Here is a 23,433-nt window from a genome sequence, read left to right as displayed (position 1 = left end):
GATCCGAAAACAGATCAACCCTTTTTTGAAGAAAACTTGAAATAAATGACTGTTCGCTGAGTATTTGAGCTAAACGCTCAAAAACCCTACTAAAAGTAGCCTTAAGCCCACTAAATTAGCGAGTTAAAATTATATATCTCTGTTTGGTTGGCCAAATTGCTTTATCACTATCCAAATTACACTGTACATTTACAGCCTGGGGTATGTTTTATAAACCTTATACACTCGACTTATAGGGTTACCGCATAATTAAGCTTTTTGAGAATGCAGGCTTTATAACTACATTGGTTTAACTAAGTCGGTTTAACAGAATGAAGGTAATAGGTAATAGGTAATAGGTAATAGGTAATAGGTAATAGGTAATAGGTAATAGGTAATAGGTAATAGGTAATAGGTAATAGGTAATAGGTAATAGGTAATAGGTAATAGGTAATAGGTAATTATCAAGTAACTATTTGGAGGGATGTCAAATTTTAGGCATTAAAAAGCCGAGCATTAAGCTCGGCTTTTTGGTGTCTCTTTAAAGACTTACTCTGCAGACTGCGCGTCTTCTTGAACTTCTTCGTTAGTCGCTGGGCGACCTACTAGTTCAATATAAGCCATTGGTGCATTATCACCAGCACGGAAGCCACACTTAAGAATACGAGTGTAACCACCTGGACGGTCTGTATTACGAGGACCGATTTCGCTGAACAATTTACCAACTACTTCATTATCACGCGTGCGAGCAAACGCTAAACGGCGATTTGCTACACTGTCAGTCTTAGCCAGTGTGATTAAAGGTTCAATTACACGGCGTAACTCTTTCGCTTTAGGCAAAGTAGTTTTGATGATTTCATGTTTCACCAAAGAACCTGCCATATTGCTGAACATCGCTTTACGATGGCTACTGTTACGGTTTAATTGACGACCACTCTTACGATGGCGCATGACCCTATCCTTCTAACTAAACTAATATAGTGATTTAGATTATTCAGCTAGGCTTGCAGGCGGCCAATTTTCTAGGCGCATGCCTAGAGAAAGACCACGTGAAGCTAGCACGTCTTTTATTTCAGTTAGAGACTTCTTGCCTAGGTTAGGCGTTTTAAGAAGCTCAACTTCAGTGCGCTGAACTAAATCACCGATATATTGAATTTGCTCGGCTTTCAAACAGTTTGCTGAACGTACTGTTAGTTCAAGATCATCAACTGGACGAAGTAGAATAGGATCGAATTCTGGCTTCTCTTCTTTCTCTTCTGGCTCAGTTACATCACGTAAATCTACGAATGCATCTAATTGCTCAGCTAAGATAGTAGACGCACGGCGGATCGCTTCTTCAGGATCTAAAGTGCCGTTTGTTTCCATATCAATGATTAACTTGTCTAAGTCTGTACGTTGCTCAACACGGGCTGATTCAACCGAGTACGCAATACGTTCAACTGGGCTGAATGATGCATCAAGCAGCAATCGACCAATTGGACGCTCATCGTCATCAGAGGATAAACGACTAGATGCCGGCACATAACCACGACCACGCTCAACACGAATACGCATGCTGATCTCGCTGCTATCTGTCGTTAAATGACAAATAACGTGATCTGGATTAGCAATTGTTACATCGCCATCGTGCTGAATATCAGCCGCAGTCACAGGGCCTACACCAGATTTAGTCAGGGTCAGAAAAACTTCATCTTTGCCTTCTAACGTTACTGCTAGACCTTTTAGGTTTAGTAGTATTTCAATGATGTCTTCTTGTACGCCTTCTTTCGCGCTGTACTCATGCAATACACCGTCGATTTCAACTTCAGTTACTGCACATCCAGGCATAGATGATAACAGTATACGGCGTAAGGCATTACCCAGAGTATGGCCAAAGCCACGCTCTAGTGGTTCTAAAACTACTTTAGAACGCGTTGGGTTGATAGCGTCGATATCGACTAACCTTGGTTTTAGAAATTCTGTAACAGAACCCTGCATTTTATCCTCTCTTAACTCTTAACTTTACTTAGAGTAAAGTTCGACGATTAGTTGTTCATTAATGTCCGCAGACAGATCTGAACGCTCAGGTAGGCGCTTAAAGCTACCTTCCAATTTCTTACCGTCAACTTCAACCCAAGTCGGCTTTTCACGTTGCTCAGCCAACTCTAGAGCAGCGATGATACGTGCTTGTGTTTTAGACTTCTCACGGATTACTACAGTATCTTCTGGAGCAATTACGTATGAAGGAATGTTCACAACACGACCATTAACTAAAATCGCTTTGTGGCTTACTAACTGACGTGCTTCAGCGCGTGTGCTAGCAAAACCCATGCGATATACAACATTGTCTAAACGTTGCTCTAAAAGCTGTAACAAGTTTTCACCTGTATTACCTTTAAGGCGAGCAGCTTCTTTGTAGTAATTACGGAATTGCTTTTCTAATACACCGTAGATACGACGTACTTTTTGCTTTTCACGTAATTGTAAACCGTAATCAGATAAGCGACCTTTACGAGCGCCGTGCTGACCAGGTGCAGTCTCAAGTTTACACTTAGAGTCGATAGCTCTTACGCCGCTCTTAAGGAACAGGTCAGTACCTTCACGACGACTCAGCTTGAGCTTAGGGCCCAAATATCTTGCCATGTTATTTCTCCTAACCTATTGTTAAACGCGACGTTTCTTCGGTGGACGACAACCATTGTGTGGTATTGGCGTCACGTCAGTAATGTTGGTGATACGGTAACCAGCAGCATTCAAAGCACGTACAGCAGATTCACGACCTGGACCTGGACCTTTAATGAAAACTTCTAGATTTTTTAAACCGTATTCTTGAGCAGCAGTACCTGCACGCTCTGCAGCAACCTGAGCAGCAAATGGTGTAGATTTACGTGAACCACGGAAACCTGAACCACCGGCAGTAGCCCATGATAGTGCATTACCTTGACGGTCGGTAATTGTTACAATAGTGTTGTTGAAAGACGCATGAACATGAGCCATACCATCAGCAACTTGCTTTTTAACCTTTTTACGACGAATTGGTGTCTTAGCCATAATACTATCCCCTTATCGCTTAATAGGCTTACGAGGACCCTTACGGGTACGCGCGTTAGTCTTTGTTCTTTGACCACGTAGTGGTAAAGAGCGACGGTGACGTAGGCCACGGAAACAACCAAGGTCCATAAGGCGCTTGATATTTAGAGTAACTTCACGACGAAGGTCACCTTCTACAGTGTACTTGCCAACTGCATCACGCAGTACGTCAAGAGTTTCGTCTGAAAGTTCACCGATTTTTGTGGTCTCGGCGATACCAGTCGCTTCTAAGATAGCCTTAGAGCGAGTCTTACCTATGCCATAAATAGCTGTTAAACCAATAACTGCATGTTTATGATCAGGGACGTTAATGCCAGCGATACGGGCCACTAACACATCTCCTATATTTGAATTTGGTAATCAAAAGTTTGAAAAGCCCGTAAGGATACTCAAACGAAGACCAAATCACAACTAAAAACACAGGCCGAGAAATCTCAGCCTGCACGACTGTTTACTTAGCCTTGCCTTTGCTTATGCTTAGGCTCACTGCAAATTACGCGTACTACACCAGCACGTTTAATAACTTTACAGTTACGGCATATTTTCTTAACGGAAGCACGTACTTTCATTGCTCAACTCCGTAAACTGACCTTATCGGCCGTAGCCTTTAAGGTTCGCTTTTTTCAGCACAGAATCATACTGATGTGACATCAGGTGAGTCTGTACTTGTGCCATAAAGTCCATGATTACTACAACGATAATCAAAATTGATGTACCGCCGAAATAGAATGGCGTTTGCCATGCCATAGTCATGAATTCGGGCACCAGACAGATAAAGGTTATATACAAAGCACCTGCCAATGTCAGGCGTGTCATCACTTTATCAATGTATTTAGATGTCTGCTCACCTGGACGAATACCTGGGATAAATGCGCCAGATTTCTTCAGGTTGTCTGCTGTCTCACGCGGGTTAAAAACCAACGCTGTGTAGAAAAAGCAGAAGAAGATGATAGCTGCTGCTAGCACCATCGCATACAAAGGCTGACCTGGAGTCAACGTTGTTGCAATAGCTTGTAGCACATCAGCGACCGGACCTTCACCCTGGCCGAACCAGCTTGCAATTGTACCAGGGAACAGAATTATACTGCTAGCGAAGATTGGTGGAATAACACCCGCCATATTTACTTTTAGTGGTAAATGCGTGCTTTGAGCAGCAAATACTTGACGACCTTGTTGGCGTTTAGCGTAGTTAACAACGATACGACGTTGTCCACGTTCGAAAAACACTACAAGATAAGTAACAGCGAATACTATAACCGCAACCATCAACAGTACAAAAACATTCAAATCACCTTGGCGCGCCATTTCGGCTGTCGAACCAATAGCAGACGGCAGGTTAGCTACAATACCAACAAATATAAGAACTGAGATACCGTTACCGATACCGCGTTCTGTTATTTGTTCGCCCAACCACATTAGGAACATAGTACCAGTTACTAAACTCACCACTGCGGTGAAATAGAAACCGAGACCCGGGTTAACAACTAACCCTTCCATCATGCCCGGTAAGCTAGTTGCAATACCGATTGATTGGATAGTAGCAAGCACAAGCGTGCCATAGCGTGTGTACTGGCTAATTTTTTTACGCCCTTGCTCACCTTCTTTCTTAAGCTCTATAAACGGAGGATACATATGCGTTAATAGTTGCGTAATAATCGAAGCCGAGATATACGGCATAATACCCAGTGCTAACACTGAAGCTCGCTCAAGCGCACCACCGCTAAACATGTTGAACATCTCAACAATGGTGCCCTTTTGTTGCTCGAAGAAATCGGCAAGTACAGCGGCGTCAATCCCAGGGATTGGCACAAATGAACCTAGACGGTAAATAATGATAGCACCTAAAACAAATAGTAATCGACGCTTCAATTCCGAAAGTCCACTTTGTGCACTTTGTGTATCTTGACCTGGTTTAGCCATTAGTACTTCCTTAGTCTTCTACCTTGCCTCCGGCAGCTTCAATAGCTTCGCGAGCACCTTTAGAAGCCTTAAGGCCTTTAACGGTAACAGCGCGTGAAACTTCGCCAGATTTAACAACTTTAACGAACAGAACGTTCTTTTTAACTAGACCAGCTGCTTGTAACGCGTTTAGGTCTACCACATCGCCTTCAACTTTAGCGATTTCAAAAAGGTTTACTTCTGCAGATACTAACGATTTGCGTGAAGTGAAACCAAATTTAGGTAGACGACGTTGCATAGGCATTTGACCGCCTTCAAAACCAACGCGTACTTTACCGCCAGAACGTGATTTTTGACCTTTGTGACCACGGCCACCAGTCTTACCAAGACCAGAACCGATACCACGACCAACACGTTTTGGAGCAGTTTTAGAACCTGCAGCAGGTGAAAGTGTATTCAAATGCATGAAATTAACCCTCTACCTTAACCATGTAAGAAACTCGGTTGATCATACCACGTACACATGCTGTGTCTTCTAACTCAACAGTGTGGTTGATACGACGTAAACCAAGACCGCGTAATGTAGCTTTATGCTTCGGTAAACGACCGATAGAGCTCTTTACTTGTGTTACTTTTACAGTTTTATTTGCCATGGTTACCCCAGAATTTCGTCTACGCGCAGACCACGTTTAGCAGCGATTGACTCAGGAGAATTCATGTTCTCTAGAGCTTGAATCGTTGCACGTACTACGTTGATCGGGTTGGTAGAACCGTAACATTTAGAAAGTACGTTCTGCACACCAGTAACTTCTAGTACTGCACGCATAGCACCACCTGCGATGATACCAGTACCTTCAGATGCTGGTTTCATGAACACTTGTGAGCCAGCATGACGTCCTTTAACAGGATGCTGTAATGTGTTGCCATTTAGGTCTACATTGATCATGTTGCGACGTGCTTTTTCCATTGCTTTTTGAATAGCAGCTGGAACTTCACGAGCTTTACCATAACCAAAACCTACTTTACCTGCGCCATCACCAACTACAGTTAGTGCAGTGAAGCTAAAGATACGACCACCTTTAACTACTTTAGACACACGGTTTACCGCGATTAGCTTTTCAGCTAAATCAGGCTGTTGTTGCTTTGCTTCTACGTTAGCCATTGTCTACTCCTAGAATTGCAAACCGGCTTCACGCGCAGCATCAGCTAGCGCCTTCACACGGCCGTGATATTTAAAGCCACTGCGATCAAAAGCAATCTTTTCGATGCCTTTGTCAGCCGCACGTTCTGCAACCGCTTTACCAACTGCTTGTGCAGCTGAAACGTTGCCTGTGCCTTTAACTGTTTCGCTAATAGCTTTCTCAACAGTAGAAGCAGCAGCCAGTACAGTACCCTCAGCATTAACTACTTGAGCGTAAATGTGACGTGGCGTGCGGTGGATAACAAGACGCGTTGTGCCTTGTTCAATATAATTTCTACGAGTGCGTTTAGCACGACGTAGACGAGCTGTTTTTTTATCCATCGTCTTACCTTACTTCTTCTTAGCCTCTTTACGGCGTACATTCTCATCTGAATAACGAACACCTTTACCTTTATAAGGCTCAGGTTTACGGTATGCACGAATGTTAGCAGCTGTTTGACCAACTAACTGCTTATCTACGCCCTTAACTAGAACTTCTGTTTGGCTTGGAGTTTCAATCGTAATTCCCTCAGGAACTTCGAAATTAACTGGGTGCGAGAAACCAAGTGTTAAGTCTAAAACTTTACCCTTAGCTGCAGCACGGTAACCAACACCTACTAACTGAAGTTTCTTCTCGTAACCTTCATGCGTACCAACAACCATGTTGTTGATTAGAGCGCGAGCAGTACCTGCTTGAGCCCATGCATTAGCTACGCCTTCACGAGGTAAAGTTGTAATAACGTTGTCGTTAACTTGTACTTCAACAGCGTTGTTGATAGTACGAGTAAGTTCACCGTTTTTGCCTTTAACTGTGATGTCCTGGCCTTTTAATGTAACTTCTACACCGGCAGGAACATTGATTGGTGCCTTTGCTATGCGAGACATAGTTCCCCTCCGATTAAGCTACAAAGCCAATGATTTCACCACCAACACCAGCACTACGTGCTGCGCGGTCTGTCATTAGGCCTTTAGAAGTTGATACGATAGCGATACCAAGACCACCCATTACCTTCGGTAATTCGTCACGTTTCTTATAGATACGTAGACCAGGGCGGCTAACACGCTGGATATTTTCAATTACAGCTTTGCCTTCGAAGTATTTCAACTCGATAGAAAGCTCAGGTTTCGCTTCGCTGTTTACAGCGAAATCTGCGATGTAACCTTCGTCTTTTAATACTTTAGCTACTGCTACTTTCAGCTTTGAAGTTGGCATCGTTACAGATACTTTCTTCGCTGATTGACCGTTACGGATACGTGTAAACAAATCCGCGATAGGATCTTGCAAGCTCATAGTCTTACTCCCGTGATACTATTACCAGCTAGCCTTTTTAAGGCCAGGAATTTCACCGCGCATAGCTGCTTCGCGAACTTTAATACGGCTCATGCCGAATTTGCGAAGGAAACCATGTGGGCGGCCCGTAATGTTACAACGATTACGTTGACGTGCAGGGCTAGAATCACGTGGTAAAGCTTGAAGCTTAAGTACCGCGTCCCAACGATCATCTTCAGATGCGTTAACATCGCTGATGATAGCTTTTAGTGCTGCACGCTTTTCAGCGTACTGAGCAACTAGTTTAGTGCGCTTTGCTTCGCGCGCTTTCATAGAATTCTTTGCCATAACCCTACCCTTATTTCTTGAATGGGAAGTTAAACGCTTCTAACAACGCACGGCCTTCCTCATCAGATTTCGCAGAAGTTGTGATTGTGATATCCATACCGCGTACACGGTCTACTTTATCGTAATCAATTTCTGGGAAGATGATTTGTTCACGTACGCCCATGCTGTAGTTACCACGTCCATCAAAAGACTTAGCACTCACACCACGGAAGTCACGGATACGTGGGATAGCGATTGATACCAAACGCTCAAAAAAGTCCCACATACGCTCGCCGCGTAAGGTTACTTTACAGCCTATTGGGTAGCCTTCACGCACTTTGAAGCCAGCAACAGATTTGCGTGCTTTAGTGATTAAAGGTTTCTGACCAGCGATAGCTTCTAGATCCGCAACAGCGTTATCTAAAATCTTCTTGTCAGCTAGGGCTTCGCCCACGCCCATATTTAATGTGATCTTTTCGATCTGAGGGACTTGCATGACAGAGCTGAAACCAAACTTCTCTTGAAGCTCAGCAACTACTTTGTCTTTATATACTTCATGCAGTTTCGCCATCATTCTACTCCAACTATTAGATAGTTTTACCAGTAGATTTAAAGATACGTAATTTCTTACCATCTTCAATCTTGAAACCTACACGATCTGCTTTACTCGTTTCCGAGTTGTAGATCGCAACGTTTGATACGTCGATAGACGCTTCTTTCTCAACAATGCCGCCAGCTTGGTTCAATTGTGGAACCGGCTTTTGGTGTTTCTTGATTAAGTTAATGCCTTCGACAAATACTCGACCAGACTCGGTAACAACTGAAAGCACTTTGCCGCGCTTACCTTTGTCTTTACCTGCTAGTACGATTACTTCGTCATCACGACGGATTTTTGCTGCCATGATAGACTCCTTACAGTACTTCTGGGGCTAGTGAAACAATTTTCATGAACTTATCATTACGAAGTTCACGAGTCACAGGGCCGAAGATACGAGTACCAATTGGCTGCAAGTTATCATTTAAGATAACAGCCGCATTGCTATCGAAACGGATCAGAGAACCGTCCGGACGACGAACGCCTTTTTTGGTACGCACAACTACCGCGTTTTTAACATCACCTTTCTTCACTTTACCGCGAGGAATAGCTTCTTTCACAGAAACTTTAATGATATCGCCAACTGCCGCATAGCGACGGTGTGAACCACCAAGGACTTTTATACACTGCACTTTGCGAGCGCCGCTGTTATCAGCAACTTCCAGCTGAGTTTGCATTTGGATCATGTTAATGACCTCCGGTGTAGTAATTACAACTTGCCTTAAATTTGTTTAAAATCAAGGCACTTCGATTAAATCCCACTCAAAAAACAACAGAGTTGTCTCTTAAGGGCGGGCAATTGTACCAGCATTGGCTAGTGAGTGGTAGGTTATTTTTTAATTAATTTAAGGGAAGGACAGATTAAAACTGAGTAAAAACCGCTATGTAGCTATTTTACAAGTGGTTATAAAACAATCAAGGCGCAAATAGCGCCTTAATTATTTATTTGTGGGGTTTAATAGTTAGCCAAATAAACCTTTTAGTTTATCTTTAACTTTGTCCTTGGCTTTTTCTTTTGCTTTCTCTTTGGCGTCATCGAGCTTTTGTTTTGCTTCATCTTTAAGCGCGTTGCTTACATCTAGCTTAAAGCCAACGTCATGAAACGGGCCTTCTATACGCAGTGGGATTTTAAAGCCTGTACTATCATCTGTAGTGCCTTGCCCTTCAATCGAATCAACAATGCCGGTCACTAAGCGATAATCAACATTGGTTTTAGGCAAATCTACATCGCCCTCACCTGTAATACGAATAAGTGGGCTCATCAGCGATAGGTCGTTATTACGGCCCACGCCATTAGTAAAGTTAAAGCTACCGGTGAGCGCAGAAAAATCTGTTTGCTCTGATTCTTCAAAGCCTGTATCAAGCCCTTCACTCACAGCACCAAGATTACCCGTAATAAGCTCTTTGCCTTTGCGAACCATCTCAGCCACGTTTGCGCCTTTAACAGCACCATCGGCAAATTCAAAGCTAACCTTGCCATTTAATGCATTAATGAAGGTTTTTTGACTTTGCCCAGTTGTGGTTAAATTCCAATTTAATGACCCTTTACCCATAAGCTTATCAAAGCCAGCTGCATCAGTGAGTAACGGTTGTGCGTCTATGTCGGCTAAATCAAAATTTGTGCTTATTTTATACGGCGTTTGCTGCGCATTTATGTTGATAACCCCTTTACCAGTGCCCTCATATGCTTTAAAGCTATCTAAGCTTAATTTAGCAACGCTGTTGTTTAAATCGACTGTAAATTGATTAGCACCTAGCTCAATATCGTTAGCTTTTAAACCGCTTGAGCGAATAACTACATTAGCATTAAGTGCATTTAATGCGCTTAAATCAATTTTAGTATCGTCCCAAACAATCGGCTGCGCGGCTTTAGGTTCTTCGCTTTGCGGCGCTTGCTGCTTAGCGACTACCTCCGGTAAGTAGGGATTCAAATCAAGCATACCTAGGTCTATATCAGCATTAACCGCTAGTTTATTTCCTAAGTTTACTTCACTTTTTCCTTTAATCTCTAATTCATCTAGGGTAGCAATCAGCTCTTCTAAGTTAAACGTATCATCTATAAGATGCATTTTACCGTTTACACTAAACGCATTAAATGCATTTTCTTTAGCGTTTAAGTCTACCCCTTGCCAAGTTGCTAGCTCTTTAACAGAATCGCCACTTAGCGCTAACTCGCCTTTTATATCTTTACCTTGGCGAGCAATACTGCCGTTAAAAGTAAGATCGACCAAGCGAGAGTCTACGCTTTGAGCAACCTCAAATGTCGCCCCTTCAATTGCCTTTGCCGGCGTATCAAGTTTTACATCAAGCTCAAAGCGTTCTTGCATATATGTAATGCCGCCTTTGATCTCTAGTGTCTTACGTAGTGAAGGAAGTAAAATAGCCAATTCCAAGTCACTAATTTGTTGTTTAGCGCCTGTTTGCCCATCTAGGTAAGTAAACGTACCACCGTAAATAGCCACTTCACCTAACTCTATATCAAAGCTCTCTGGTAGTTTAACAGCCTCACCTGATTGAGTTTGCTCTTGCGGCTGCTCTGCTACAGCATCAAACAACTGCCAGTTAGCTTTACCGTTTTTATCAGTTTCTAATAAAATATTGGGCTCGTTAATAACAAACTTATCAAGTTTGAATTCGCCGCCAAATAGCGATAACCATGGTATATGCACAGCTAATTGCTCCATACTTGCCATGTCGTCGCGCGAGCCTGTCTGCATGTTTGCAAAGTGCACATCGTTAAGCTCTAACTTTAATGCAGGAAATACACTAAGCGTTTTATCACCTTTAATAGTAAGTGTGCGCCCTGTTGTTTTTTCAACCTGCTCAGATACTTTATTAAAAATAGTATCGGTTGGAATTAAAAACGGAGCGGCAATAATTAACGCAATACAAAGTAAGAGTATTACACCAACAATTTTGAGTAAGGTCTTCATGATCATCCTTTCAAACGTGCAAATAATGTTCTTATCATAGCGAGTGTTAGCTTTAAAATCATTGTCGTTGTGATAAAAAAGCACTTTATTAAATATTACCGTCTTATCCTGAATCGCCCCTGAAACATTTTGATACCTTTAGGTTACAAAAAAATAGTGACACTGTGAAACCTATAGGTTACATTGATACCTGTAGGTTACATAATGTAAATTTTAAAAGGAAATGAGATATGTCGAATCATGATATTAAAAATGAAGAAAAGTTTATGGGCCAAAATGCTTGGTTCTCATTATTCATGGGAGTCACTTTATTAATCATCAGTGTTTACCCACTGCTTACTCAAACATCAGCCCCACTATTGTTTTTTGGCACTGCTGCCTTTTTAGGTTCATTCTGTATGTTTGTGATCAGAGGCGGGTTTACATGGAAAATGAAATACCACCTTACCTACAAAGATGAGTACTTAAACACCATCGACACTATTGCCTATAAACATGTAGTCCTTGGCTTACTTTTTAGTATGGGTGGCGTGTATTTACTCTCAGATGATTTGGCTTTAGAAGTGTCTCACACCATGATGGCCTCGTTTTACCTTGCTGTAATGTGTTTAATATACGGCGTATCAATTCTTTGGCAAAGCAAAGATTAGGAGCAAAAGTGCAAAATCAAATTGCAAAATACCGTAAAGAAGCAGGCCTTTCGCAGCAAGAGTTAGCAGATCTAATTGCAGTTTCACGTAAAACTATAAGTACTGTGGAAACGGCAAGGTTTACTCCTTCGGTAATAATTGCGCTTAAAATAGCGAGGCACTTTAATACTTCTGTTGAAAGCTTGTTTACGCTGCAAGAGCATGATTAAACCTCGGCAATCATGGTGCTTATATTAAGCATCATGATTGCATCCCTTGAATTGTTAGGTATGATGCACGGCCCTGTTGCTATTGGCGTATTTGCGCTAAAATAAAGCAGCTAAAAAATGTATCTACTCGGAGACTCTACAAGGCATGAAAAAACTGCTAATTTCACCGTCAAAAATGGCGCTAGGCGAACAAGAAAGTCAAATTTACCAAAACATCTTGAAGCAAGCTTCAGAACTAAGCCTAAACCTAATGGCCGTGAAAGTAGAAAACCACCCAGAGGATTTTTTAGGCTGGTGTTATGAGCTGCTAAGTGCAAGTAAAGACCGTATAAATTACGATTTACTAGAGCCACAGCAACTACCAGTTTTAAAAAAGCTGCACGACCAGCTAACCTCAGCAATTAGCTTTTTACAGCTTAAAACACTACGTGTAGCACCTTGGCCCGTTATTAGTATGTTTGTAGAGCAACACAAAGAACTTATTGCACTGGACGAACAGCTTCGCCTTACCACGTATTTGCACAGCATTCGTGAGCAAGCACTAAAAGATATGATCCCAGAGGATTTACTGGCATTTAGTGGTAAACACACTGCCACGCTCGACCCAAGCACCTATAACTTTGATGTTGAATGGTTCGCATCAACAAAAAGTGCAAAGGGTTTTCATCAAATGCTAGCCGACTTACCTGGCGCGTTTGACGATGCACTTGCTAACATCCCGCTTGAAGGTGATGTGAGCGAAGCTGATTACCAACAGTTTGTTGTTGCTTATTTACTTGCCTTTAACGGTAGCGATGAAAAGCCAACCCTTGCTCCTGCTACACGTTTATTAGCAATGCGCCGCCCAGATGTGTTTACGCCGATTAGTAATAGCCGTCTTGATGCATTATGCGCAGCTTTAGGTATTACAAAATTAAACAATCGCGACTTTGAGCGCTACTGGCAAGATATAGTACAAAGCATTCATGCTATGTCGTGGTTTAAAATGGCTAATGGCAGCAATGAACTAGAAGAGCAACTAGTTAGTATAAAAGCGTTATTACCGTGCTTTTTTTACTATGCAGATGCCAGCACGGCCGACAACTCAAATTATATTAAGCTATTAAATAAACCTAAACGCAGCACAACAAGTGCAGGAAAAGCACAGCGCAGAGGTAAAGAGTCAGCCGAAATACTTGTAGACCGTGCACTTGCAGCCGATGACATTCCCGAGCATATTCGTAGCAAACGCGACTCTATTATTAGCGAAGTACAAAAAGGCCGCGGAGTAAACGAAACAATTAGTCTTATGCGCACTATATTTGGCTAAATTTACCTAACCTAACTGTATTTTTCTGGTGCAGTTAGGTTAATTTATGCACCAGCAGTGTGCGTTTTTTAATTAACCACCTCAATCATCCCCTCTTCTAAAACTTCTCAACATATTGTTTTATAAAAGTAAAAAACCAGTTTTATAGAAATTATTTTAAGCTGGCACATACAGTGCAATTGCATTCCCAGTTAAACAATAAAACACCGCCAGTCAAAGGGTTGCCAATAAGAGAATAAAAACCTAGGCGATAAAAATCATATAACGGGAAATGGACATGCTAAAACTAAAAAAAACCATCGCAATTAGCGCAATAGCTTTATTAGGTGCTACATCTTTAACATCGACAGCCGTACATGCAGAAGTAACAGCAAACGCAGCGGCTACGTCTAACTACTTATGGCGTGGTCAAGAGCAAACTGGGGGCGATGCTGCTATTTCTGGCGGTATTGATTACGCTGACGAGTCAGGCTTTTATGTAGGTACTTGGGCATCAAATGCTTCATGGGCCGATGAAATGACTTACGAGCTTGATGTTTACGCGGGTTTTGGTGGCGATATTAACGACACATTTAGCTACGATGTAGGTTACATTTATTACGTTTACCCAGATGCAGCTTCTGAGGCAGATGCTGATTTTTCTGAAATTTACGGTAGCATCAGCGCAGAAGGTTTCACCTTTGGCGCTGCAATCCTTGCCACTTCAGCGGCAGATGGCGATGGCACCGACTTTGGCGATTCATTATACCTAAATGCCGATTACAGCTTTGCTGTTGGCAGCAATGGTACTGAGGTTGCGCTGCACTTAGGTCACTACTCTGGCGACTTTATAGGTGATGATAATATTATTGATTACGGTATCTCTGTATCAAAAGATGGTTTTACTTTTGGCGTATCTGACACCGACATGGATGAATCAGATGTTAAAGTTTACGTAGGCTACGCTGTAGACTTTACGCTTTAAAACAAAATGTGTTACTTGCTGCAACACTAAGGGCCTTTTGGCCCTTTTCTCGTTTAGGGCACCTAAATACTCACAGCGCCTTTTAATTTTAGCGACTAAAGCACCTTACTATATAACCCACTTCGGTTAATCGCCGAGCTCCTCGCTGCTATTACCTCTTTTTACCAATATGCTAATTCGCTTTATTAAGCTTTATTGCGCATTGGTATTAGCAATTCGCTAAAACAAAAAAGGCCGCATTAAAGGCGGCCTTTCAGTTAATTACTAATCGTTAATCGTTAATCGTTAATCGTTAATCGTTAAAACTTAGCTAGGTTGTTTTTACTGTCTTTATCTACAAGCTTAATGTACGGGTCAACCCCTGCGTACACTGGTTTTTCTTTTACTTTTAGCTCAATAGCATTAGTACCAGAGACTATTTGATGCTTTTGCGAGTAAATCACAAAGTCTTCAGCGAGAAGGTTTTCAGGATCATCGCTAAATAATGCAATATCAATTAGCTCATCGAGTGGCTGCTCGGTTTCTTCACCTTGTCCATCGGCATGCTGCTTAGTTGCTTCAACGCTCAGTGTTACTGTGTAAAAACCTTCGCTATCAACATCATCTGTAACCGACACTGCTTTCATTTCAAGCTCATAAAGCGTTATGTATTTAAACTGATCATCAATAAAACGTTGTTCAGCTTGTGTTGTATCTCGCTTTAAATAACTAAGTAAATCAAGTGTGGTTGGGTATGGCGTTGCCTGGTATTTAAACTCATTCAAAAATGCTTTAAGTGCGGCATTTAAGCGCTCTTCACCTAATCGGTCATACAAAGCCATCATCGTAACTGAGCCTTTATTGTAATGAAGATATTGTTGCGACTGCGTTTTATACAGCGGCATTTCTTCAAAGGCTTCGCCTGTGCGGCCCATTAAGTATCTATCTAACTCGTACTTTAAGAATTTACGAAGCTTCTCGGCGCCAAAGCGTTTTTTTAGCACCATAAGCGCACTGTACTGGGAGAGCGATTCAGAAATAACGGCACTGCCTTCTACATTAGCCCCAGATACTTGATGCCCCCACCATTGGTGTGCAACTTCATGTGCGGTTACATAGTAAGGTAGGTCAACTTTACTCTCATCTCTTAAGTCTGTAATAAAGCCAATACTTTCTGAGTAAGGTACCGTATTGGCAAAACTTTGCGCAAACGAGCGATACTTAGGAAATTCGATAATACGTAACTGCTTATGCTGATATGGCCCAAAGGCTTGCGTGTAGTAATCTATTGAGTCTTGTACCGACTCAATCATACGGTCAACATTCCATGCATGATCTTTGTGGTAGTACACCTCAATATTTACACCGTTATGTTCAACCTTTTTGCTTTCAAGCTCCGCCGAAAGAACAGAATAAAAGTTTATAATAGGGGCATCCATTTCATAAACAAAAGTACGTCGTCCGTCTTTTACACTCTCACTTTTTAAGTAACCAGGTGTAATAGCAAATTGTGACTCATCGGTGGTTACTGTTGCCTTGTAGTTTATAAAGCCATTAGCAGGCCCAAACTCATTTTGCGTATAATAGCGGCTGTCTTCTAGTTTATGTGCACGTTCAAGCTCGGGTAAATCGTGCTTACGGCGCTCATACTTATCGGTAATTTGAAAATACTTTTGATAACCAAAATTTGGTAATAATTCTCTATTATTTACAAATGTACCGTTATGCACGAGTTGAGTATCAGATCCTCTATCAACAAAACCGTCGTGTTCACGAGAAACTGAAAGCTCACCTTCGCGTACTTCATTAGGCATTAGCGGTTGTTCAAACTCAAACCATACCATGCCAAAATCGGTTAAACGCTCAACTATTTTTCCGCCCGCCATTTTTACATCCCAGCTTTTAGATTGGCTAGGCTCGTTAATTAACACACGGGTTATTGGCTCGTTTGCAGTATTGGTAAACTTAATTTTAGCCACGGCATTTAAAGCACGTTTTTTAGGATAAATATCAATGTGTAAATCAACATCAGTTATTATAGGCAGTGGCAAGTCTTTGTATTGTGAGAACTCTTGCTCATACCTTACTTGTAGCGCTTCGTTATCATCACTTGTTACAAACTCATTGATTACACGGGTGTTGTAATAAATGTTACAACCCGCGCCCACAAATACCAATAAACTTATTACGGCTGCAATCTGGCCTTTTAAAGACATGTTGTAACGCACTAAAGATAAACGCGTACGCAATGTTTGCGATGGACCACGGTGCCATAAAGCAAAGCCTACAATAGCTAAAAACACACTCAATGCACCCCAATATAGGGTATACCAATGCGCGCCTTGTAAAAAATGCCCGTAACCGTTTATGTCTGAATACGGTACGCTGCTGCTTTGTGAAAAATGATACATATGATGCTCAAACCCGTAAGCACCCATTACCATTTGAGCAATGTAATACAGAATAAATAAACCCATACCTATGTATTTATTAGGGCTAATTATTTGTAAAAAGAACGCCAAAATAGCCATCATAATTAAAGGCAATAATGTAAGATAACCCAACCTAAATAAGTACTGGCCAAGCTCTAGGTTATATTGCCCCTTAAATAGTTGCACTGCAATGGTAAACATCATACCTACTAAATAAAGGCCACAAACCGCAGTGATTAGCGCAATAATTTTAGATACCCAAAACACACTGTTATGCACCGGGTAGCTGTCAACAATATCGCCCATACCACTGTGGCGTTCTCGCCAAACCAGCTCTGCGCTGTAATAAGCAATAATAATAAACATAAATATAGCGGAGGCGTTTTGAATAATGCCCACCATGTTTTGTGTGAGCGGCCAATCTGTTGTGCCATATGCGCCTATAGGCGCAAAAAGTGGTGCGAGTAACGTAATAATACTGACACCCGCTAAAATCATAAAAGGAGCACTTAATATAACCTGCTTAAGCTCAAATAAGCTACGCATTACTAATTGCGATTGCGTATTGACCCCTTTTGACTTGTAATTTTTAGCGCTGCTAATAAGTGCTGCTTGTTTGTTTTTTACAAACGTAGAAACAGCAAATTGCTTTTTCTGTTTTTTAGTGACTACGCGGTTACCTAACTTTCCGAGGCCAAAAAACATCGCTAAACTTAGTGCTACCCATAAAATACGGTTAATTAAAAAATCGCCCGAAAGCGTTAACACTTCAGTATTTTTATCACTTACAGTCCAGTAACGGGTTAAGTCAATTAACGACCCAGTGCCAAATGGGTCTGCGTAAACAACAATATTTCTAAACGCTAAATCGTCAAAATAGATACTCGCCAATTGGTAACTTATATAGATCACCACGGCCGTTACATATACCGCCATTATGGTTTTAAAATAAGCCGCCACACTATTAAAAATAGCACTGAGCACCAATAAGCTTGGCACCGCCAAATATAAAAAAGGCGCAGCGTAATATATAAACTTATTAGGGCCTACTAGTTCACTATCGAGCCAGCCAACCAACAAGCCAAACTGAGATCCCAAAAATACGCCTAGTGGCACAGTTAAAAAAACAACGAGCACAACCAAGTAAGAACCAAAAAAACGCCCTGATTGATAAGCAAGCGGGTTAACGGGCTTACTAAACACCAGCTCATCCATTTTGGTCTCGCTGTTGCGAACCGCTGAGCTTGCAACAAAGTTAACCACTAAAAACATAGCAAGCGTACAAAAGGTAACCGTTAAAACCATAATGGTATAAGGCGAGTTCATATGAACATTAGCCCCACCTAGCGGAAACTTACTACTGGAGCTTATAAAAAACGCCATAAAAAAGAATATTAACGAGGTCACATAAAACGAAGGCTGGCGCACAAAATAGCGCAGCTCAAACGCGAGCATATTAAAAAACATAGCGCCCCCTTATGCTACTTGGCTGTTACGATGATTAAGCAACGTAGAAAAATACACATCTTCTAGGTTTGCACTGCTGAGCTCAAAACCTTCGGGGGCTTCATTGGCTAATACATGTAATATGGTTTGCCCAGCAAATAAGCGTTTTGAAATAACAGGCAGTTGCGGCTCAAGCTCTAGTGCTTCTTCTTGGTTCATGGCTTTGCGCCAAATTTGGCCTTGGAGTTTATCGGTAAGGGCAATGGGGTTACCCTCTAATAATATTTTTCCGCCTGCCAGTACGGCCATGTTTGGGCAAAGCTCTGCTACATCTTCAACAATGTGGGTCGATAATATAACGACTTTTTGCTCGCCTAAGCTTACTAGCAAGTTGTGAAAACGATTTCGCTCTTCAGGATCTAACCCTGCTGTTGGTTCATCAACAATTAGTAAATCAGGGTCACCTAGTAAGGCTTGTGCAATACCAAAACGCTGGCGCATACCGCCCGAAAAGCCACTTACCGCTTTTGAGCGATGTTGATATAAATTAGTATGTGCAAGCAAGCCTTCTACCGACTCTTTACGCTCGCCTTTATTATGAATGCCCTTTAAAACAGCCATATGGTCTAGCAAGTCGTAAGCACTAACACGTGGGTATACACCAAAATCTTGCGGTAGGTAACCTAAACGTTGGCGCAGAGCCTGTGGGTCTTTAAAAACATCAATACCATCAAAAGTAATTGAACCCGAATCGGCAGATTGCAACGTAGAAATAGTACGCATTAGTGATGATTTACCGGCCCCATTTGGCCCTAGCAGCCCAAACATTCCTTTTCCTATAGATAAATCAACACCTTGTAGTGCATGTACGCCATTATCGTAGGTTTTAGATAACCCTGTTATTGATAGCATTTTTACTTCCTTGAATTTTAATAGTTTTTTTATTGCGCTTTTTATATCACATTAAAAAAAGGAACATAAGTTACGCAGCGGTTAATTTTGTAACAATAAATAAACACGATAGGTAATAATACTTGCCTCGCATTTATTCAGTCGGTATAAAAACCACACACACTTTATAAGAAGCGTAAAGCCATGCAAAAACATCAAAGCCAACCACTAAACGACTTTATAGAATACCCTCACGATGAAATGCTAAAACGCGCAACCGAATTTTTACAAACCAGCCAGCGCCGCCATAGTATTCGCAGCTTTAGCGACCGACCTGTGCCTAAAAATATAATTGAAGCCTGTATAAAAGCAGCAGGTACCGCGCCAAGTGGAGCGAATCATCAACCGTGGCATTTTGTAGCTATAAACAGTAGCGATGTAAAAAAACAAATAAGAGAGGCCGCCGAAAAACTAGAGCGCTCTTTTTATGAAGGCAGAGCAGGTGAAGAGTGGCTTGATGCGCTAAAACCATTAGGTACCGACGCCAATAAACCCTATTTAGAGCATGCGCCTTGGCTTATTGCAGTGTTTAGTCAAAAAAAAGGCGGTGTGAATACGGATGATAAAAACACCAATTATTATGTGCACGAATCAGTAGGGCTAGCTACTGGGTTTTTAATACAAGCCCTGCACCGCTGTGGCTTAGCTACGCTTACCCATACACCTAAACCAATGAGTTTTTTAACCGACATTTGTAAGCGCGACAAAGACAACGAACGTCCTTACATGTTACTTATTGCGGGCTACCCAAGTGACGATGCAACTGTACCTGCCCATGCACTTGATAAAAAGTCACTTGATGAGATTGCCACTTTTATTTAAAGCAAATTACTCAGCGGTACTTTGCTTACAAAACCATTCGTATAGTAACGTAATAATCGACTCAACTTTTGGGTCGATTAACGAATAATAAATTGTATGTCCCTCACGGCGAGTTGCCACTAGCTGGGCGTTACGTAAACTCGCCAAATGCTGAGACAAAGCAGACTGCGCCAACGGAACATTTTGATTTAACTCACCTACACTTTGTTCACCTTGCAATAAACTACATAAAATCATTAAACGGTTTTTATTTGCCATTAATTTTAAAAATTGCTCTGCCTGCTGAGCGTTTTCTGCAAGTTGTTCAATATTCATTGTGATACTTAATTATTTTGCGTGTTTTAATTATAGACTTTTACATTAGTAAGTTCTAATATAATTAATATTAGAAAAAACTAATATTAAGGTCAATTCATGAAAATAAGTGACGCCATACTCTTAATTGGCGGAAGTGCCGTTACAATTTCTGTGCTTTTAAGCTACTTTGTTGATAGTAACTTTCAATTTTTAACGTTATTTATTGGTATTAACTTAGTGCAATCCGCCTACACTAAATGGTGCCCATTAATGACTTTTTTGCGCAAAAGAGGATTTACAGACTAATGCTTACTTCAATTCCTGATTTACTAAAAATTATCACACCTAACCAACGCCGTATTGATGCAGCGCAAGCTAAGCAAGAGTTAGAACAAAATAAAGGTTTACTTATTGATGTACGCGAACCCGCTGAGCATGCCAATGTAGCTGCGGTAGGGGCAATAAATATTCCACGCGGATTACTCGAAATGAAGCTAATGGAAATAGAAAAAGACGCTGCACGCCCTATTTACTTACATTGTGCCAGTGGTGCCCGCGCCACCTTAGGTGCAGAAGCGCTAACCCGCGTAGGCTACGAAAACGTTACCGTTATTACGTGTAATGCAACGCAAGTAAGTGAAGTTTTTTAATTGCTTCACAAAAAAGTAACCTAAATTGCCTACACTTTGCTTTTTACACTTTACAGGTACAAAGCAATGGCATTTACACGGAGAAGTTTTTTAAAAGCATCGGCAGCAGGATTTGGCGCTGCCGTATTATCACTTGGTTTAACAGGTTGTCGTTTTGACGATGATGACGACACACCCGTTAGCTTTGACCACGGCGTTGCCAGCGGCGACCCGCTAAGCGATAGCTTAATTATTTGGACCCGTGTAACCCCACTCGATGTAACAACTAAATCGTTAAAAGTACAATGGCAAGCCGCCACCGACCAAAGCTTTACAAATATTGTTCACGATGGTGAAACACATATCAGTGATACCACCGACTTTACTCTTAAAGTTGATTTACAAGGGCTTGATGCCAACACCGTTTATTACTATCGCTTTAATGCACACGGAAAAACCTCCCCTATCGGACAAGGAAAAACGCTTCCTGTCGGTGCGGTTGATCAGGTGAAATTAGCCGTTGTATCGTGCGCAAATTATCCTGCGGGGTATTTTCATGTATATGGCGAAATTGCTAAGCAAAGCGATTTAGATGCGGTACTGCACTTAGGTGATTACATATACGAATACAGCAATACGGGTTATGCAACCGAAGACGCCGCACAGTTAGACCGACTGCTACCATTAGATAACAGCAGCGAAATTATCGCACTGACCGATTATAGAAAACGCTATGCAAATTATCGCCTCGATGCCGACTTACAAGCAGCCCATAGCCACTGTGCATTTATAACAGTGTGGGACGACCACGAAATCACCAACGACACATGGCGCGAAGGCGCAGAAAATCATAACGAAGGTGAAGGCGAATTTAGCCAACGTAAACTCAATGCACTACAAGCCTACTTTGAGTGGATGCCAATTCGTAATGTAGCCGACAAAGAACGTATTTACCGACGCTTTGAGTTTGGTAATTTAGTCTCTTTATACATGCTAGATACCCGTGTATTAGCCCGTGATGAGCAGCTTAACTATAGTGATTTTGATCTTACCTCCCCTGCAGGGCAAAACGCATTTGCTGCAGCAATAGGCGCAACAGACCGTGCATTATTAGGCAGCGAACAACTTACATGGCTTAGCGATGCAATCACTACCTCAAGCACACAGTGGCAAGTGTTAGGGCAACAAGTGCTAATGACAAAAATGCACTTACCAGTAGAGGTCATGTTACTACTTGCTAGCTTACAAAGTGCTCAGGCAAACGGAGGCGATCCAAGTGAATTGCTCGCACAGGCCAATGTATTATTTGCAGAGCTGGCGCAAATTAAAGGCCGTGTATTAGCGGGCGACCCAAGTGTAACCGAGGCAGAGCTTGCCCGTGTTCAAACCACCATACCGTATAACCTTGATGCGTGGGATGGCTATGCCTACGAGCGAGAAGTATTATTAGGTACCGCTGTTGCAGCACAAAAAAACTTAGTAGTTTTAGCCGGAGATACTCATAACGGCTGGGCGGGACAGCTTAAAACTGATGCCAGTAACCCTATTGCAGCCTCACAAAATGCTGGGGTGGAATTTGCAACGGCATCGGTTTCATCACCAGGGCTTGAAGAATATTTAGCGCTAAACACACAAGATGCGCAAACCGTAGCGCAAATAGAGCAAGTAATTGCCTTATTAGTTGATGACCTTGCTTATAATAATTTAGTGGAGCGCGGCTATTTAACCGTTACATTTACACCTGCAAAAGCCAGTGCTAAGTGGAATTATATAAGCACAATTAAAGCGCGCGAATATCAGGTTGTTGAAAGCCGTACCAAAGAGCTAAGTATGCTGGCAGGTCAGGCTCAATTACAAAACGCTTAACGCTTCGCTTCTAAAGCTGCCAAACGCGTATCTATGCGCTCTACTACCTCAACTAAGCGAGCAAGTAATGCTTGGTTGAGGTGATCTTCAGCAAGCTCCTGTGTTTTAGGGGCTTGCGCAGCTAAGTTATCTTTTTGCTCAAGTATGGCTTCTCTAAACTCACTGGCATTTTCAACACCAAGTAATGACACTAATGCGCCATGACCCGACTGCCCTGCGGTTTCAAAGCTTAACCGGTATAACCCAAAAAAGCGCATAAGCGGCCCTTGGTTGAGCCCCACATCGGTTATTTTTTCAAGCGGTATAGATTTTTCTTCTTTAAATAAAATGCCGCGTTTAACAACCAGCTTTTGCGTGAGTAATTGCGCCGACATAGCGGCCAAAATTTTACCTGCCACCAGCCATACAACAAATAACACCACAGGTATAAGTGGAATGGTCACTAATGCAACGGCACTAAAAAAGCATGCCATGGTCATCCAGTATTGCTTCACTTTGGGATCAAAGCTGGCACTTTTTAAAATAGAGTTGCTCATTGGTTTATCCTCATTCCCATTTTATTAATCTAATCAAACGTATGCCTTTATTCAACTTATGTGATCAACGTCTTCAATGCAATTTAGCCAC

30 protein-coding genes are annotated in these 23,433 nt (G+C 41.8%); 8 read left to right on the top strand and 22 right to left on the bottom strand.

Annotated features, from left to right (window positions below; genetic code table 11):
* Positions 1-528: 528 nt before the first annotated feature.
* The 18 genes from rplQ to SJY38_RS16080 form a co-directional block, all read right to left on the bottom strand.
* Positions 529-930 (bottom strand): 50S ribosomal protein L17, encoded by a 402-nt coding sequence (rplQ, locus tag SJY38_RS16165; protein WP_004589197.1) that lies wholly within the window; start codon positions 928-930, stop codon positions 529-531.
* Positions 931-969: 39 nt separating this feature from the next.
* A complete protein-coding gene (locus SJY38_RS16160; RefSeq protein ID WP_004589198.1) occupies positions 970-1,956 on the bottom strand; it encodes a DNA-directed RNA polymerase subunit alpha in 987 nt (328 codons plus the stop codon).
* Positions 1,957-1,980: 24 nt separating this feature from the next.
* A complete protein-coding gene (gene rpsD, locus SJY38_RS16155; RefSeq protein ID WP_004589199.1) occupies positions 1,981-2,601 on the bottom strand; it encodes a 30S ribosomal protein S4 in 621 nt (206 codons plus the stop codon).
* Positions 2,602-2,622: 21 nt separating this feature from the next.
* Complete coding sequence (gene rpsK / locus SJY38_RS16150) at positions 2,623-3,009, bottom strand: 30S ribosomal protein S11 (protein ID WP_002959471.1); 387 nt, start codon at positions 3,007-3,009, stop codon at positions 2,623-2,625.
* Between the two features lie 12 nt (positions 3,010-3,021).
* Positions 3,022-3,378, bottom strand: coding sequence for a 30S ribosomal protein S13 (gene rpsM / locus SJY38_RS16145; protein WP_004589200.1), 357 nt, complete (start codon positions 3,376-3,378; stop codon positions 3,022-3,024).
* A gap of 125 nt (positions 3,379-3,503) precedes the next feature.
* Positions 3,504-3,617: a 50S ribosomal protein L36 gene (gene rpmJ / locus SJY38_RS16140; protein WP_002959476.1), complete on the bottom strand. Its 114-nt coding sequence runs from the start codon at positions 3,615-3,617 to the stop codon at positions 3,504-3,506.
* A gap of 22 nt (positions 3,618-3,639) precedes the next feature.
* Positions 3,640-4,968 (bottom strand): preprotein translocase subunit SecY, encoded by a 1,329-nt coding sequence (gene secY, locus SJY38_RS16135; RefSeq protein WP_004589201.1) that lies wholly within the window; start codon positions 4,966-4,968, stop codon positions 3,640-3,642.
* A 10-nt stretch (positions 4,969-4,978) separates the two neighbouring features.
* A complete protein-coding gene (gene rplO / locus SJY38_RS16130; RefSeq protein WP_004589202.1) occupies positions 4,979-5,413 on the bottom strand; it encodes a 50S ribosomal protein L15 in 435 nt (144 codons plus the stop codon).
* A 4-nt stretch (positions 5,414-5,417) separates the two neighbouring features.
* Positions 5,418-5,600: a 50S ribosomal protein L30 gene (gene rpmD / locus SJY38_RS16125; protein WP_004589203.1), complete on the bottom strand. Its 183-nt coding sequence runs from the start codon at positions 5,598-5,600 to the stop codon at positions 5,418-5,420.
* Positions 5,601-5,602: 2 nt separating this feature from the next.
* Positions 5,603-6,109, bottom strand: a complete 507-nt coding sequence (gene rpsE / locus SJY38_RS16120; RefSeq protein ID WP_004589204.1) for a 30S ribosomal protein S5 — start codon at positions 6,107-6,109, stop codon at positions 5,603-5,605.
* Between the two features lie 9 nt (positions 6,110-6,118).
* On the bottom strand, positions 6,119-6,469 hold the full coding sequence (gene rplR, locus SJY38_RS16115; RefSeq protein ID WP_004589205.1) for a 50S ribosomal protein L18: 351 nt from the start codon (positions 6,467-6,469) through the stop codon (positions 6,119-6,121).
* 9 nt (positions 6,470-6,478) lie between these two features.
* Positions 6,479-7,012, bottom strand: a complete 534-nt coding sequence (rplF, locus tag SJY38_RS16110) for a 50S ribosomal protein L6 (protein ID WP_004589206.1) — start codon at positions 7,010-7,012, stop codon at positions 6,479-6,481.
* Between the two features lie 13 nt (positions 7,013-7,025).
* Positions 7,026-7,418, bottom strand: a complete 393-nt coding sequence (rpsH, locus tag SJY38_RS16105; RefSeq protein ID WP_004589207.1) for a 30S ribosomal protein S8 — start codon at positions 7,416-7,418, stop codon at positions 7,026-7,028.
* A gap of 21 nt (positions 7,419-7,439) precedes the next feature.
* The gene (gene rpsN / locus SJY38_RS16100) at positions 7,440-7,745 is read right to left on the bottom strand and encodes a 30S ribosomal protein S14 (protein ID WP_004589208.1); all 306 of its coding nucleotides are present in this window, start codon (positions 7,743-7,745) and stop codon (positions 7,440-7,442) included.
* A 10-nt stretch (positions 7,746-7,755) separates the two neighbouring features.
* A complete protein-coding gene (gene rplE, locus SJY38_RS16095; RefSeq protein WP_004589209.1) occupies positions 7,756-8,295 on the bottom strand; it encodes a 50S ribosomal protein L5 in 540 nt (179 codons plus the stop codon).
* A 16-nt stretch (positions 8,296-8,311) separates the two neighbouring features.
* Positions 8,312-8,626 carry a 50S ribosomal protein L24 gene (gene rplX, locus SJY38_RS16090; protein WP_004589210.1) on the bottom strand — a complete coding sequence of 105 codons (315 nt, stop codon included), beginning with the start codon at positions 8,624-8,626 and terminating at the stop codon, positions 8,312-8,314.
* 10 nt (positions 8,627-8,636) lie between these two features.
* Positions 8,637-9,005: a 50S ribosomal protein L14 gene (rplN, locus tag SJY38_RS16085; protein ID WP_004589211.1), complete on the bottom strand. Its 369-nt coding sequence runs from the start codon at positions 9,003-9,005 to the stop codon at positions 8,637-8,639.
* A 276-nt stretch (positions 9,006-9,281) separates the two neighbouring features.
* Positions 9,282-11,252, bottom strand: coding sequence for an AsmA family protein (locus SJY38_RS16080; protein WP_054983354.1), 1,971 nt, complete (start codon positions 11,250-11,252; stop codon positions 9,282-9,284).
* A gap of 230 nt (positions 11,253-11,482) precedes the next feature.
* On the opposite strand from SJY38_RS16080, the gene SJY38_RS16075 reads away from it, so the two are divergent.
* The 4 genes from SJY38_RS16075 to SJY38_RS16060 all read left to right on the top strand — a co-directional run bounded on the left by SJY38_RS16075 (position 11,483) and on the right by SJY38_RS16060 (position 14,384).
* A complete protein-coding gene (locus SJY38_RS16075; protein ID WP_004589213.1) occupies positions 11,483-11,902 on the top strand; it encodes a hypothetical protein in 420 nt (139 codons plus the stop codon).
* Positions 11,903-11,910: 8 nt separating this feature from the next.
* Entirely contained in the window at positions 11,911-12,111 is a 201-nt protein-coding gene (locus tag SJY38_RS16070) for a helix-turn-helix transcriptional regulator (RefSeq protein WP_273608131.1), read from the top strand.
* Between the two features lie 145 nt (positions 12,112-12,256).
* Positions 12,257-13,420 (top strand): hypothetical protein, encoded by a 1,164-nt coding sequence (locus tag SJY38_RS16065; RefSeq protein WP_377110189.1) that lies wholly within the window; start codon positions 12,257-12,259, stop codon positions 13,418-13,420.
* A 277-nt stretch (positions 13,421-13,697) separates the two neighbouring features.
* Complete coding sequence (locus SJY38_RS16060; protein ID WP_377110187.1) at positions 13,698-14,384, top strand: TorF family putative porin; 687 nt, start codon at positions 13,698-13,700, stop codon at positions 14,382-14,384.
* Positions 14,385-14,683: 299 nt separating this feature from the next.
* On the opposite strand, the gene SJY38_RS16055 is transcribed toward SJY38_RS16060, so the two are convergent.
* Positions 14,684-18,262, bottom strand: a complete 3,579-nt coding sequence (locus SJY38_RS16055; RefSeq protein ID WP_377110186.1) for an ABC transporter permease/M1 family aminopeptidase — start codon at positions 18,260-18,262, stop codon at positions 14,684-14,686.
* Between the two features lie 9 nt (positions 18,263-18,271).
* Positions 18,272-19,153, bottom strand: a complete 882-nt coding sequence (locus tag SJY38_RS16050; protein ID WP_377110185.1) for an ABC transporter ATP-binding protein — start codon at positions 19,151-19,153, stop codon at positions 18,272-18,274.
* A 183-nt stretch (positions 19,154-19,336) separates the two neighbouring features.
* On the opposite strand from SJY38_RS16050, the gene SJY38_RS16045 reads away from it, so the two are divergent.
* Positions 19,337-20,014 carry a nitroreductase family protein gene (locus SJY38_RS16045; RefSeq protein ID WP_029773143.1) on the top strand — a complete coding sequence of 226 codons (678 nt, stop codon included), beginning with the start codon at positions 19,337-19,339 and terminating at the stop codon, positions 20,012-20,014.
* A 6-nt stretch (positions 20,015-20,020) separates the two neighbouring features.
* Here the strand turns inward: SJY38_RS16045 and SJY38_RS16040 are convergent, their stop codons facing one another.
* A complete protein-coding gene (locus tag SJY38_RS16040; RefSeq protein WP_004589220.1) occupies positions 20,021-20,329 on the bottom strand; it encodes a helix-turn-helix transcriptional regulator in 309 nt (102 codons plus the stop codon).
* A 99-nt stretch (positions 20,330-20,428) separates the two neighbouring features.
* Between SJY38_RS16040 and SJY38_RS16035 the strand changes: the two genes are divergently transcribed.
* From SJY38_RS16035 to SJY38_RS16025, 3 genes are all read left to right on the top strand, one after another.
* On the top strand, positions 20,429-20,617 hold the full coding sequence (locus SJY38_RS16035) for a DUF2892 domain-containing protein (RefSeq protein WP_004589221.1): 189 nt from the start codon (positions 20,429-20,431) through the stop codon (positions 20,615-20,617).
* Positions 20,617-20,961 (top strand): rhodanese-like domain-containing protein, encoded by a 345-nt coding sequence (locus SJY38_RS16030; RefSeq protein WP_004589222.1) that lies wholly within the window; start codon positions 20,617-20,619, stop codon positions 20,959-20,961. The genes SJY38_RS16035 and SJY38_RS16030 overlap by 1 nt, the downstream gene beginning before the upstream one ends.
* Before the next feature lie 66 nt (positions 20,962-21,027).
* Positions 21,028-22,806, top strand: coding sequence for an alkaline phosphatase D family protein (locus SJY38_RS16025; RefSeq protein WP_377110183.1), 1,779 nt, complete (start codon positions 21,028-21,030; stop codon positions 22,804-22,806).
* Here the strand turns inward: SJY38_RS16025 and SJY38_RS16020 are convergent.
* Positions 22,803-23,342 carry a PH domain-containing protein gene (locus SJY38_RS16020; RefSeq protein ID WP_055255299.1) on the bottom strand — a complete coding sequence of 180 codons (540 nt, stop codon included), beginning with the start codon at positions 23,340-23,342 and terminating at the stop codon, positions 22,803-22,805. The two genes, SJY38_RS16025 and SJY38_RS16020, sit on opposite strands and share 4 nt — an antisense overlap.
* Positions 23,343-23,433 lie beyond the last annotated feature (91 nt).

It is taken from the genome of Pseudoalteromonas sp. R86517, from assembly GCF_042466295.1.
Classification (GTDB): Bacteria; Pseudomonadota; Gammaproteobacteria; order Enterobacterales; family Alteromonadaceae; genus Pseudoalteromonas; species Pseudoalteromonas atlantica.
This window is presented reverse-complemented; position numbering and strand designations above follow the sequence as displayed.

What these genes read in the sequence shown, in the direction of transcription:
- SJY38_RS16065 (WP_377110189.1), top strand. Translation starts at nt 12,257, where the DNA reads ATGAAAAAACTGCTAATTTCACCGTCAAAAATGGCGCTAGGCGAACAA.
- SJY38_RS16045 (WP_029773143.1), top strand. Translation starts at nt 19,337, where the DNA reads ATGCAAAAACATCAAAGCCAACCACTAAACGACTTTATAGAATACCCT.
- rplO (WP_004589202.1), bottom strand. Translation starts at nt 5,413, where the DNA reads ATGCATTTGAATACACTTTCACCTGCTGCAGGTTCTAAAACTGCTCCA.
- rpmD (WP_004589203.1), bottom strand. Translation starts at nt 5,600, where the DNA reads ATGGCAAATAAAACTGTAAAAGTAACACAAGTAAAGAGCTCTATCGGT.
- SJY38_RS16080 (WP_054983354.1), bottom strand. Translation starts at nt 11,252, where the DNA reads ATGAAGACCTTACTCAAAATTGTTGGTGTAATACTCTTACTTTGTATT.
- rplX (WP_004589210.1), bottom strand. Translation starts at nt 8,626, where the DNA reads ATGGCAGCAAAAATCCGTCGTGATGACGAAGTAATCGTACTAGCAGGT.
- rplQ (WP_004589197.1), bottom strand. Translation starts at nt 930, where the DNA reads ATGCGCCATCGTAAGAGTGGTCGTCAATTAAACCGTAACAGTAGCCAT.
- SJY38_RS16060 (WP_377110187.1), top strand. Translation starts at nt 13,698, where the DNA reads ATGCTAAAACTAAAAAAAACCATCGCAATTAGCGCAATAGCTTTATTA.
- SJY38_RS16075 (WP_004589213.1), top strand. Translation starts at nt 11,483, where the DNA reads ATGTCGAATCATGATATTAAAAATGAAGAAAAGTTTATGGGCCAAAAT.
- SJY38_RS16035 (WP_004589221.1), top strand. Translation starts at nt 20,429, where the DNA reads ATGAAAATAAGTGACGCCATACTCTTAATTGGCGGAAGTGCCGTTACA.
- SJY38_RS16025 (WP_377110183.1), top strand. Translation starts at nt 21,028, where the DNA reads ATGGCATTTACACGGAGAAGTTTTTTAAAAGCATCGGCAGCAGGATTT.
- rpsN (WP_004589208.1), bottom strand. Translation starts at nt 7,745, where the DNA reads ATGGCAAAGAATTCTATGAAAGCGCGCGAAGCAAAGCGCACTAAACTA.
- rpsK (WP_002959471.1), bottom strand. Translation starts at nt 3,009, where the DNA reads ATGGCTAAGACACCAATTCGTCGTAAAAAGGTTAAAAAGCAAGTTGCT.
- rplN (WP_004589211.1), bottom strand. Translation starts at nt 9,005, where the DNA reads ATGATCCAAATGCAAACTCAGCTGGAAGTTGCTGATAACAGCGGCGCT.
- rpmJ (WP_002959476.1), bottom strand. Translation starts at nt 3,617, where the DNA reads ATGAAAGTACGTGCTTCCGTTAAGAAAATATGCCGTAACTGTAAAGTT.
- SJY38_RS16055 (WP_377110186.1), bottom strand. Translation starts at nt 18,262, where the DNA reads ATGTTTTTTAATATGCTCGCGTTTGAGCTGCGCTATTTTGTGCGCCAG.
- SJY38_RS16160 (WP_004589198.1), bottom strand. Translation starts at nt 1,956, where the DNA reads ATGCAGGGTTCTGTTACAGAATTTCTAAAACCAAGGTTAGTCGATATC.
- SJY38_RS16020 (WP_055255299.1), bottom strand. Translation starts at nt 23,342, where the DNA reads ATGAGCAACTCTATTTTAAAAAGTGCCAGCTTTGATCCCAAAGTGAAG.
- SJY38_RS16040 (WP_004589220.1), bottom strand. Translation starts at nt 20,329, where the DNA reads ATGAATATTGAACAACTTGCAGAAAACGCTCAGCAGGCAGAGCAATTT.
- secY (WP_004589201.1), bottom strand. Translation starts at nt 4,968, where the DNA reads ATGGCTAAACCAGGTCAAGATACACAAAGTGCACAAAGTGGACTTTCG.
- SJY38_RS16050 (WP_377110185.1), bottom strand. Translation starts at nt 19,153, where the DNA reads ATGCTATCAATAACAGGGTTATCTAAAACCTACGATAATGGCGTACAT.
- SJY38_RS16030 (WP_004589222.1), top strand. Translation starts at nt 20,617, where the DNA reads ATGCTTACTTCAATTCCTGATTTACTAAAAATTATCACACCTAACCAA.
- rplR (WP_004589205.1), bottom strand. Translation starts at nt 6,469, where the DNA reads ATGGATAAAAAAACAGCTCGTCTACGTCGTGCTAAACGCACTCGTAGA.
- rpsD (WP_004589199.1), bottom strand. Translation starts at nt 2,601, where the DNA reads ATGGCAAGATATTTGGGCCCTAAGCTCAAGCTGAGTCGTCGTGAAGGT.
- rpsH (WP_004589207.1), bottom strand. Translation starts at nt 7,418, where the DNA reads ATGAGCTTGCAAGATCCTATCGCGGATTTGTTTACACGTATCCGTAAC.
- rpsE (WP_004589204.1), bottom strand. Translation starts at nt 6,109, where the DNA reads ATGGCTAACGTAGAAGCAAAGCAACAACAGCCTGATTTAGCTGAAAAG.
- rplF (WP_004589206.1), bottom strand. Translation starts at nt 7,012, where the DNA reads ATGTCTCGCATAGCAAAGGCACCAATCAATGTTCCTGCCGGTGTAGAA.
- rplE (WP_004589209.1), bottom strand. Translation starts at nt 8,295, where the DNA reads ATGGCGAAACTGCATGAAGTATATAAAGACAAAGTAGTTGCTGAGCTT.